Here is a 10,721-nt window from a genome sequence, read left to right as displayed (position 1 = left end):
ATCGCCGTCGGTCTGGACGAAGCGGGCGTGCCGCTGATCGAGGTCACCCACGGCGACGGCCTCGGTGGCAGCTCGGTGAACTACGGCTTCCCGGCCCACAGCGACGAGGAATACCTCGGCGCGGTGATCCCGCTCATGAAGCAGGCCAAGGTCTCGGCGCTGCTGCTGCCGGGCATAGGCACCGTCGAGCACCTGAAGATGGCGCATGAGCTGGGGGTATCGACGATTCGCGTCGCCACCCACTGCACCGAAGCCGACGTCTCCGAGCAACACATCGGCTACGCGCGCAAGCTGGGCATGGACACCGTGGGCTTTCTGATGATGGCGCACATGAACAGCCCCGAAGGCCTGGTGCAGCAAGCCAGGCTGATGGAAAGCTACGGCGCCAACTGCATCTACGTCACCGACTCGGCCGGCCACCTGCTGCCCGACTCGGTCAAGTCGCGCCTGTCCGCGGTGCGCGACGCCCTCAAGCCCGAGACCGAGCTCGGTTTCCACGGTCACCACAACCTCGCCATGGGCGTGGCCAACAGTCTTGCCGCGCTCGAAGTGGGCGCCACCCGCATCGACGCTGCCGCCGCCGGCCTGGGCGCGGGTGCGGGCAACACGCCGCTGGAAGTGTTCATCGCGGTGTGCGACCTGATGGGCATCGACACCGGGGTGGATGTGTTCAAGATCCAGGACGTGGCCGAAGACCTGGTGGTGCCGATCATGGACTTCCCCATCCGTATCGACCGCGACGCACTGACCCTGGGCTATGCCGGCGTGTATGGCTCCTTCCTGCTGTTCGCCAAGCGCGCCGAAAAGAAGTACGGCGTGCCGGCGCGCGAGATCCTGGTCGAGATGGGCCGGCGTGGCATGGTCGGCGGTCAGGAAGACATGATCGAGGATACGGCGCTGAATCTGGCGCGTGCACGCCAGACGGCCCAGGCCTGAACGACTGAACCCAGGCCATGAGCGCTTCGGTAGCCCCTTCGCCGTGGCGCACGCATGGCCTGCTGATCCTGCTGGCGATGATGTACGCCGACAATTTCGTCGGCCGTCAGATCGTCGCCGTGATGATCGAGCCCATCAAGCACGAGTTCGGCGCCAGCGACACCTCGATGGGCCTGATCTCCGGCCTCGCCTTCGCCGCGGTGTTCGCGCTGCTGGGCCTGCCGGCCGGGCGTCTGGCCGATCGCATGTCGCGCACCGGCCTGCTCGCTGCCTCCAGCCTGCTGTGGGGCATCGCCACCGTCCTGTGCGGACTGACGGGCAGCTTCATGCTGCTGGTGATCGCGCGCATGGCGGTGGCGGCGGTGGAAGCGCCGGCAGCACCGGCGGCACTGTCGCTGATCGCCGACCTTTATCCGCCCCAAAAACGGGCGTTTGCCATCAGCGTATTCACGGCAGCGCCCACCTTCGCTGCGATCATCGCCTTCAGCCTGGGGGCGTGGATGGTCGACAGCTACGGCTGGCGCTTCACCTTCATCGCGGTGGGCATTCCCGCGCTGTTCATTGCCGCCCTGCTCGCCTTCTTCGCCAAAGAACCCCAGCGCGGGCGCTGGGATGGCGGAACACCCCATGTCGACCCCCTGAGCATGGGCGCAACGGTGAGGCAGCTCTGGCATGACAGATCGGTGCGTTACCTGATCCTGGCAAGCGCCATGGCCACCCTCGGAGGTACCGCCTTCGGCATGTGGAACGCCACCTTTCTGGTGCGCTCCTACGATCTCAGGCTGCAGCATGCCGGCCTGCTGACCGGTCTGGTCGGGGGCGGCACGGCGGGCTTTGGCGTCATGTTCGCCGGCTGGCTGTCCGACCGCCTGGGTGCGCGCGGGCCACAGTGGCGTCTGCACATTCCGCTCGCCGGCCACCTCATCGCCTTGAGCACGCTCGCCATCTACCTGTTCTGGCCCACCCGCATCCTGTTTCACGTCGGCTCGGTACCGGTGCCCGAAGTCATGCTGTGGTGCGCGCTCTACAGTTTTGTCTCGGTGTGGTGGCTGGCACCTTCGTTCGCGCTGCTGACGACGCTGGTGAGTCCGGGCAACCGTGCCGTCGCCCTCGCACTGCAGACCCTGCTCAGCACGATTCTCGGCGTCGGCGTCGGCCCGGTGCTGATCGGCGCCCTCAGCGACCTGCTACAGCCGAGCTTCGGTATCGAGGCCTTGCGCTACGCCTTGCTGCTGGGCTGCGTGACCGGTGCGTGCGCGATCTGGCTGCTGGCCCGAGTCGGACGGCAGCTACCCGACGCTGAGGCTTAGCACCCGCCTGCGCTGACGCCGGCATGTTGCTGACGCCGGCATTGCCGCAAAGCGCGCTTGGTAGCACCATGTGGCGCCTCGTCCCAGCCGGAAGCTACCGTAATGCGCCCAGCACGCGCCCTCATCGATCTCGCCGCCCTGCGCCATAACTACGAGCTTGCCCGCCGCCGTCATGGCGGACGCGCGCTCGCCGTCATCAAGGCAAACGCCTACGGCCACGGCGCGGTGCGCTGCGCGCAGGCGCTGGCGGCCATGGCGGACGGTTTTGCGGTCGCTTTTCTCGATGAGGCCCTGGAACTGCGGGCCGCTGGCATCAGCCATCCCATCTTGCTGCTGGAAGGCGTGTTCGATGGTGCAGAGCTGGCGCTGGCGGCAAACCATGGGCTATGGCCGGTGGTGCACCACGAAGCACAGCTGCGCATGATCGAGACCAGCTCGCTCACCACCCCGCTGCGGGTGTGGCTCAAGGTCAACAGTGGCATGAACCGTGCCGGCTTCGCCGACACCGCGGTGGCGGCCGCCTGGCAGCGCCTGCGCGCCTGCGGCAAGGTGGCCGAGATCACCTTGATGAGCCACTTTGCCCGCGCCGACGAGCTGCAGGAGCCGGCTACCAGCGCACAGATTGCGTGTTTTGATGCCGCGACCCGCGGCCTGCAGGGGGCTCACAGCCTGGCCAACTCGAGTGCCATCCTCGCCTGGCCCGAGGCGCGTCGCGACTGGGCGCGGCCCGGCATCCTGCTCTATGGCGCAGACCCGATACCTGGCGAGGGCAATGGCCTGCTGCCGGTGATGAGCCTGGAAAGCGCAGTGATCGCGGTGCACGAAATCGAGGCCGGCGCCACACTGGGCTATGGCGCACGCTTCGTCGCCAGTGAGCGCACCCGTGTCGGCCTGGTGGCGATGGGTTACGCCGACGGCTATCCACGCACGGTGCCCGACGGCACGCCGGTGTCCATCGATGGCCAGCCGAGCCGCATCATCGGCCGGGTATCGATGGACATGCTGACGGTGGATCTGAGTGCACTGCCGCAGGCAGGCATTGGCAGCCGGGTGCAGCTGTGGGGGCGCGAGGTCGCCGTCAACCGCATCGCGGCGTCGGTCGGCACCATTGCCTATGAGCTGTTGTGCAACGTCAAGCGGGTGAGCTTCAGCTACTTCGACTGAAGCTCATCCACGCCGACGACTCGCCGCCGTCGGCGTTGCGGGCTCACTCGCGAACGCGATCGATACGCAGGCTGAGGCCCTTGGCATCGATGGCGACGGGCGCGGCGAAGCCTTCAAGGTCACCACTGCGAGCGCTCGCGTCACCGCCCTTGGATACGCGCGCACCGATGATGACGCGCTCGGGCAGGGGCGCCTCACCCATCATCAAGGTCGCACCCTCGAAGCTGAAGTCGAGGGGCAGCTCGGAAGCCTTGAAACGCAGGGCGGCCAGGGGCGCTCCGCCCCCCTCGCCGCGCGCAAACACGAACACCGGGTCCTCGGGTGCAAGTCGGGCAGCCACAGACGGGTCCACTTCCAGACGACCGGACACGCTGAGCGCAGCCGGCGCTGCAGACTGAGATGCGGCCTGGGGTTGAGCGTCAGCCTCGCCCAGCGGCGCCATCCCGGCCTTGGCACGTGCGTCGTTCACGCTGGCGCGAATCCCGTCCGCGATCTCCTCTCCGGGCGGAATCCGGGCCAGGATCCTTTCCCAGTAGCCCGCTGCCGCCGCGTAGTCAGCGCGCTGGTAGGCCGCGGTACCGGCGAGCGCGAGCGCCTTCGGATGATCAGGCGCGATCGCCAGCGCCTTCTGCGCCAGGGCATCGGCGTCGCCCACCACCGTACCCTTTGTCGCCGCCACCACATCCGCCCAGTCGGCGAACACATCCGGATCGTCGGGCACAAGCTGTGCGAGGCGCGCGTACGCGGCCCCTGCCTTCGGATAGTCCTGCAGCACCAGATAGGAGCGCGCGAGCATCATCCAGCCTTCGGCGTTGTCCGGCTCTGCCTTCAGCCTCGCCTCGAGCGTACCGACCATCTCGACGATCTCTTCGGCGGTGAAACCTTGCTGTCCCGCCACGTTGGCCGGATCGAGGCCGGCGGGGGTGCCGAAGACCATGTAGCCCGCCACCGCCATGGCGGGGATGCCCAGTGCCAGCCCCAGCGCCCAGCGTCGGTCAGGGCGGGAGTCAGCAGCGTGGGCGCGCTCGGTCGCGGCTTCGCCCTCTTCCAGCGCGCGGCGCTCGACCTCCTCGCGCGTCTTCGCGTGACTGGCCGCGTCGATGCGCCCAGCCGCCAGCTCGGCGTCCAGGTCCACCAACTGCTCACGCAGCACGTCCAGCGCCAGGCCACTCTGCATCACATGCTCACGCTGCACGCGACCCTTGACGCCGAAAAGCGGGGGCAATATCCACAGCAAGGCGCCGGCCAGGAGCAGGCCGGCGAAAAGGATGAAAGTGATCACGAACGAGACTCCGGGGATTCAGATGAGGGCTGCGCACGGCCAGCGAGCAATTCGCGCGCGCGCGTACGCTCGGTCGCACTGAGACCGGCAGTAGCGTCAAGCTCACTGGAGCGACGCCGCAGGCGCAGCACGAGCCAGCCCGCGCCGCCAAACAGCAGCAAGGCCGGACCGCCCCAAAGCAAAAGCGTCGCACCCTTGAGCGGCGGCTCATAGAGCACGAAATCGCCATAACGGGCGACCAGGTAATCCACCACGTCTTCCTTGCTGCGTCCGCTTGCGAGCTGCTCACGCACCTGGTCGCGCAGATCCACCGCCAAGGGGGCGTTGGATTCGGCGATTGACTGGTTCTGGCACACCAGACAGCGCAGCTTGTGCGACAGCTCCTGCACATCGGCTTCGAGCTGGGGGTCGGGTGCCACCGTGGGGGCGAGGTCCGCACTTGCCGCGCCCTGCGCGGCAGTGGATGCGGCTGCGGGCTGCGCGGCAGTGGGCAAGGCAGCCGCCAGCAGCATCGCGAGGGCAATGGTGCGCAGGGGTTTCACCACAACATCAACCTGCACGGCGCAACTCCTCAACCTTGGGCATGATCACCTGCTGCAGACTATCGGGCGTGATCGGGCCGATATGCTTGTAACGAATGCGGCCCTCGGCGTCGATGAGGAAGGTCTCGGGCACGCCATACACGCCGAAATCGATACCGACCCGACCGTCAACGTCGAGCACCGACAACACATAGGGATCACCGTGGTCGCTGAGCCAGCCGCGGGCGCGCTCGACGGCGAGGGCGGTCTCGGCCTCCAGCGCCATGCCGCGCACATTGAGCGCGCCATCGCCACGGACTTCCTTGTAGTTGAGACCCACCACCGGCACCAGCTTCTGCCTGGCCATGCGCACCAGCAGCGGATGCTCCTGGCGACAGGCCACGCACCACGACGCCCACACGTTGAGCAGCCACACCTGGCCACGCATTTCCTCGAGGGCAAAGGTGGAGGCCGGATCATCGATGCGCGCCAGCTTGAAGTTGGGCGCCGGCTTGTCGATCAGCGGCGAGGGCACTTCGCGCGGGTTGAGGGTGAGACCGAAGGCGAGAAAACCCGCCAGGCCAAAGAACAGCAGCAGTGGAACGAGAAATTTGGCTTTCATCAGGACTTTTCCGTGCCGCTCAGGCCGTACGCTGCTGGGTGGACAGCGTGGTTTCCCGCACGGCCAGACGACGATAACGACGATCGGCAACTGCAAACACGCCGCCCAGGGCCATCAGCGTGCAACCCAGCCAGATCCAGCTGATGAAGGGCTTGTAGTAGATGCTGACGATCCAGGTGCCATCCTCGATCTCCTCGCCAAGCGAGACATAGACGTCGCGGAAAGGGCCGATGTCGATCGAGGCTTCGGTCATCGGCATGCCCTGCGCGCGGTAGAGGCGTTTTTCCGGAGTCAAGGTGGCAATTGCAAGCTCACCACGGCGAACATCGATGGTCGCGCGCGCGGCATCGTAGTTGGGGCCATCGGCATCCTGCACGCCACGGAAAGTGAAGCTGTAACCGGCCAGCTCGGCGCGCTGACCGTCGCGCATCTTCACGTCGAGGTTGGTGTTGAGGCTTCCGACCAGGGTGACGCCGATGATGAACACACCCACGCCCAGGTGCGCCAGCCACATCCCCCACCACGACGCGGTGATCGAGCGCAGACGTGCGCCCAGGCCGGCGCCAGCACGGTCGGTGATGCGCACCGCCAGCAGCTGCACGCTGGCGAGCACAACCCAGGCCGCAAGCGCCAGACCAAGCACGGTACGCCAGGTGACGTGATCGACCGCGTACGCCGTGCCCAGGCCAATCACCGCGCTGGCAATGAAGGTCGGCGCCACCTTGCGCACCGCGGCGACGAGATCGTCATCCTTCCAGCGCAAAAAGGGCCCGAACATCATCAGCACGACCACGGGAGTCATCAGCGGGATGAACACCGCCTCGAAGTAGGGTGGGCCGACCGAGATCTTGCCCATGCCCAGCGCGTCGAGGAAGAGCGGGTAGGTCGTGCCCAACAGCACCGAAGCCGAAGCCACCGACAGCAGCACATTGTTGCCGAGCAGTGCCGTTTCACGCGACACGAAGCTGAAGCTGCCGCCACCGCCCAGGCGCGGCGCACGCCACGCATACAGCAGCAGGGACACGCCGATCACGATCACGAGCAGGGCGAGGATGAACAGGCCGCGCTTGGGGTCGGTGGCGAAAGCATGCACGCTGGTGATGACACCCGAGCGCACGATGAAAGTGCCCAGCAGCGACAGGGAGAAGGCGCTGATCGCCAGCAGGACGGTCCAGCTGCGGAAGGCGCCACGTTTTTCGGTGACGGCGAGCGAGTGCATGAGCGCGGTGCCGAGCAACCACGGCATGAAGGACGCGTTCTCGACCGGATCCCAGAACCACCAGCCGCCCCAGCCCAGCTCGTAGTAAGCCCAACCCGAACCCACCGCAATGCCCGCGGTGAGGAACACCCAGGCCACCGTGGTCCATGGCCGCGACCAACGCGCCCAGGCCGCATCCATGCGGCCGGACAGCAGCGCGGCAATGGCAAACGCGAACGCGACCGAAAAGCCCACGTAGCCCATGTACAGCAGGGGCGGGTGAATGATCATGCCCGGATCCTGCAGCAGCGGATTCAGGTCTCGCCCCTCACCGGCGCCCGGCAGAATGCGGTCGAAAGGGTTGGAGGTGACGAGCAGGAAGGACAGGAAGCCGACGCTGACCCAACCCAGCACGCCGAGGACGCGCGCCACGAAAGCTTCGGGCAGATGACTGGAGAACACCGTCACCGCCACCGTCCACAGCGACAAGGACATCGCCCACAACAGCAGCGAGCCCTCGTGATTGCCCCACACCCCGGTGATCTTGTACATCAGCGGGGTTGCGCTATGCGAATTGCTCGCCGCCAGCTGCACCGAGAAATCACTCTGGATGAAGGCCCAGGTCAGGCACACATAGCTGACGAGGATGAAGAAGAACTGCCCCTGCGCTGCAGGCCGCCCGACCGCCATCAAGGCGAAGCGGTTGCGGCTGGCACCCACCATGGGCACCACCGCCTGCACCAGCGCCAGGACGAGGGCGAGGACGAGGGAGAAATGACCGAGTTCTGGAATCATGTCATTGGCTCACGGTTGCGGCGGCCTTGCTCGCCTGTTCGACCGCATGGGCCGCTTCGGGCGGCATGTAGTTCTCGTCGTGCTTGGCCAGCACTTCACTCGCGCGGAAGGTGCCGTCGGCTTCGAGCTTGCCCTGTACCACCGCACCCTTGCCTTCCTTGAACAGGTCGGGGAGCGTGCCGCGGTAACTCACTGGAATCACCTTCGCGGTGTCAGTGATGACGAAGCTGACCGTGAGCCCGTCGGCTTCACGCTTGATCGAGCCATCCTCGACCATGCCCCCGACACGGAAAGTCTTGCCGGTGGGCGCCTTGCCCTCGGCGACCTCGCTCGGCGTGTGAAAGAACACCAGATTCTGCTGAAAGGCGCTGAGCACCAGGGCAACGGCGGCGACGAGCAGGGCTACGCCCCCGCCAACCAGCATCAGACGTTTGCTACGGGCTTTCATGTTTCCGACTCCATGGCAGGTGCGAATGCGCCGCCTTTCTTTGCTGAACTCTTGCCAACGGCTCGCCGCCAGCGCAACAGGCGCGTCACAGTGTCCCTCTGACGCCGAAACAGCAGCGCGAGTTCCAGCGCCATCAATGCAAAAGTGAGGCCATAGCTGCCCCACACGAAGAACGCGGCGCCCCCCATGCTCCAGAACGCCGACCAGCTTTCCCACTGCATCAGGCCTTCCCTCCTCTGATCTGCGCCTCGCGTTCGAGCTCCGGCCCCACCCACTCCGTATGCCGCTCACGCTCGAGAATCATCGGCCGTACACGCCACAGCACGACCGCGATGGTGTAAGCCCAGGCGGCAAAGGCCATCACCAGCATGCCGGCGAGCATGGTTGTCGCCATGGATGGCGCCTTGGTCAGGCTGACGGACGCCCCCTGATGCAGCGTGTTCCACCATTTGACGGAGAAATAGATGATGGGGACGTTGACCGCCCCTACCAGGGCGATGATGGCGCCGGCGCGATCGGCGCGACGCGGATCTTCGATCGCACGGGTGAGGGCGATGAAGCCGAAGTACAGGAACAGCAGCAGCAGCTGCGAGGTCAGGCGTGCATCCCACACCCAGTAGGCTCCCCAGGTGGGTTTGCCCCACAGCGCCCCGGTCCACAGCGCGACAAAACAGAACATCGCCCCGGTCGGCGCCAGCGCCTGGCTCACGATGAAGGACAGGCGCGTGTTCATGACCAATCCGACCGCTGACCACAAGGCCATCAGCAGATAGATGAACATCGACATCCACGCCGCCGGCACGTGAATGAAGATGACGCGATAGACCTGCCCCTGGGTGGCGTCGGTGGGGGCGACGATGAAGGCCAGCCACAGCCCGGCCAGGGTCAGGGCGAGCGCTGCCGCAGCAAACCAGGGTGCGAGTCGACCCGCCAGATGATAGAAATTGTGCGGGGCCGCAAAGCGGAAAATGCTGCGGCTGCGCTGGGGAGAATTCATGCGTGGACGACTCTTGGTTGTTACGTTCCCCGCCGGACACGCCGACGGTATTGGATTCAGTTCATCAATCGGTCGAGATGCGCAAGGCCGCGGCGCACGCCCACGGCGCCAGCGCCAGGGAAGCCGCCAAGCCGCCCCCCAGGAGCAAGAGGTGAGCCGTCGCCCCGCTGCCCGAGAGCTCGGCTTCGACCGCCCCCGCACCGAAGATCAGCACCGGCACGAACAAGGGCAGCACGAGCAGGGCCAGCAACATACCACCACCGCGCAGGCCGAGCGTGAGCGCGGCGCCCACCGCACCGAGCAAGCCGAGAATCGGCGTACCCAGCGTCAAACTTAAAACCAGCACCGGCAGGGCGCCTTGTTCGAGGTCAAGCAACTGCGCCAGGGCCGGCGCAACCACCACCACCGGAAGCCCGGTACTGAGCCAGAACGCCAGCACTTTTGCTGTGACCCACAGGGCGGCAGGCTCACTGGACAGGAGAAGCTGCTCAAGGGTTCCGTCGCTGTAGTCCTGCGCGAACAGGCGATGCAGCGACAGCAAGCAGGCGAGCAGCGCCGCCACCCACAACACCCCGGGCGCTATGGCGCGCAACAGATTGGGCTCGGCACCGACCCCGAACGGGAACAGACAGACCACGATGACAAAGAAGGCGAGGGTGACGAGCACGTCCGCCCGCCCCCGCCAGGCCAGCAGAAGGTCGCGCCGCAGGACCGCAGAGAAGGTGCTCAGCATGCATACGCCCCGACATCGAGCACGCGCGGCGGGACGGCGAAGGGCGCGTCCTGATGTGTTGTCAGCATGACCATCCCGCCCGCCGCACAATGCTCGGTCAGCGCCTGGGCGAGATCGGCGACGGCCTTCACGTCGAGCGCGGTGAAGGGCTCGTCGAGCACCCACAGCTTGCGCCGCGCCGACAGAAACAAACGCGCCAGGCCGACGCGGCGGCGCTGGCCCTGAGACAGCACACGAGCGGGGAGATCGAGCTGGTCGGCGAGGCCTATCCGCTCCAGGGCCTGCACGCAGGCCGCTGCGCTGAGCTCATCGCCCGCCGCAGCGCATGCAAAACGCAGGTTCTCGAGCGGGCTGAGGAGGTCGTTTATCGCCGGCGCGTGGCCCAGATAGAGGAGTTCGCGATGAAAGGCCTCGCGCTCGCGACGAATGCATCTGGCACTCCAGCGGATGTCCCCGGCCTCGGGCAGGGCCAGACCGGTCACCAGGCGCAGCAGGCTGGTCTTGCCGACGCCATTCGCTCCGGCGACACGCAGCAGCTCGCCGGCCTGGAGGCGGAGGGCGAGGTCGCGAAACAGCAGGCGATCGCCCTTCAGGCAGGCGAGGTGTTCAACTTCAAGCATGGGGCGGATTGAACCACAGTCAAGGACCCGGACGCCATCCCGGCGTGCACAGCGACCGGATTTGACCCGGCATCCGGGAGTCAGCCGGATGCCGG

12 protein-coding genes are annotated in these 10,721 nt (G+C 66.5%); 3 read left to right on the top strand and 9 right to left on the bottom strand.

Going from position 1 to position 10,721, the window contains the following annotated elements; translation table 11 throughout:
• From dmpG to alr, 3 genes are all read left to right on the top strand, one after another.
• On the top strand, window positions 1-936 hold a 936-nt coding region (gene dmpG, locus M622_RS32455; RefSeq protein WP_021249846.1), incomplete at its 5' end, for a 4-hydroxy-2-oxovalerate aldolase.
• Between the two features lie 17 nt (window positions 937-953).
• A complete protein-coding gene (locus M622_RS32450; protein ID WP_021249845.1) occupies window positions 954-2,246 on the top strand; it encodes an MFS transporter in 1,293 nt (430 codons plus the stop codon).
• Between the two features lie 102 nt (window positions 2,247-2,348).
• Window positions 2,349-3,410: an alanine racemase gene (alr, locus tag M622_RS32445; RefSeq protein WP_021249844.1), complete on the top strand. Its 1,062-nt coding sequence runs from the start codon at window positions 2,349-2,351 to the stop codon at window positions 3,408-3,410.
• 43 nt (window positions 3,411-3,453) lie between these two features.
• Here the strand turns inward: alr and ccmI are convergent, their stop codons facing one another.
• The 9 genes from ccmI to ccmA form a co-directional block, all read right to left on the bottom strand.
• A complete protein-coding gene (gene ccmI / locus M622_RS32440; protein ID WP_021249843.1) occupies window positions 3,454-4,692 on the bottom strand; it encodes a c-type cytochrome biogenesis protein CcmI in 1,239 nt (412 codons plus the stop codon).
• Window positions 4,689-5,252, bottom strand: coding sequence for a cytochrome c-type biogenesis protein (locus M622_RS32435; RefSeq protein ID WP_021249842.1), 564 nt, complete (start codon window positions 5,250-5,252; stop codon window positions 4,689-4,691). The genes ccmI and M622_RS32435 overlap by 4 nt, the downstream gene beginning before the upstream one ends.
• Window positions 5,242-5,835, bottom strand: coding sequence for a DsbE family thiol:disulfide interchange protein (locus M622_RS32430; protein WP_021249841.1), 594 nt, complete (start codon window positions 5,833-5,835; stop codon window positions 5,242-5,244). Before M622_RS32430 ends, M622_RS32435 begins: the two co-directional genes overlap by 11 nt.
• Window positions 5,836-5,854: 19 nt before the next feature.
• Window positions 5,855-7,828: a heme lyase CcmF/NrfE family subunit gene (locus M622_RS32425; RefSeq protein ID WP_021249840.1), complete on the bottom strand. Its 1,974-nt coding sequence runs from the start codon at window positions 7,826-7,828 to the stop codon at window positions 5,855-5,857.
• A gap of 1 nt (window position 7,829) precedes the next feature.
• Window positions 7,830-8,276 carry a cytochrome c maturation protein CcmE gene (ccmE, locus tag M622_RS32420; RefSeq protein WP_021249839.1) on the bottom strand — a complete coding sequence of 149 codons (447 nt, stop codon included), beginning with the start codon at window positions 8,274-8,276 and terminating at the stop codon, window positions 7,830-7,832.
• Window positions 8,273-8,497 (bottom strand): heme exporter protein CcmD, encoded by a 225-nt coding sequence (ccmD, locus tag M622_RS32415; RefSeq protein WP_021249838.1) that lies wholly within the window; start codon window positions 8,495-8,497, stop codon window positions 8,273-8,275. The genes ccmE and ccmD overlap by 4 nt, the downstream gene beginning before the upstream one ends.
• Entirely contained in the window at window positions 8,497-9,273 is a 777-nt protein-coding gene (gene ccmC, locus M622_RS32410; protein WP_021249837.1) for a heme ABC transporter permease CcmC, read from the bottom strand. The genes ccmD and ccmC overlap by 1 nt, the downstream gene beginning before the upstream one ends.
• 64 nt (window positions 9,274-9,337) lie before the next feature.
• Window positions 9,338-10,006, bottom strand: coding sequence for a heme exporter protein CcmB (ccmB, locus tag M622_RS32405; RefSeq protein ID WP_021249836.1), 669 nt, complete (start codon window positions 10,004-10,006; stop codon window positions 9,338-9,340).
• Window positions 10,000-10,626 (bottom strand): cytochrome c biogenesis heme-transporting ATPase CcmA, encoded by a 627-nt coding sequence (ccmA, locus tag M622_RS32400; protein WP_021249835.1) that lies wholly within the window; start codon window positions 10,624-10,626, stop codon window positions 10,000-10,002. Before ccmA ends, ccmB begins: the two co-directional genes overlap by 7 nt.
• Between the last annotated feature and the right edge of the window lie 95 nt (window positions 10,627-10,721).

Source organism: Thauera terpenica 58Eu (assembly GCF_000443165.1).
Lineage (GTDB): Bacteria > Pseudomonadota > Gammaproteobacteria > Burkholderiales > Rhodocyclaceae > Thauera > Thauera terpenica.
The sequence above is the reverse complement of the archived record's forward strand: the minus strand, read 5'-3'. Positions and strand labels throughout refer to the sequence as shown.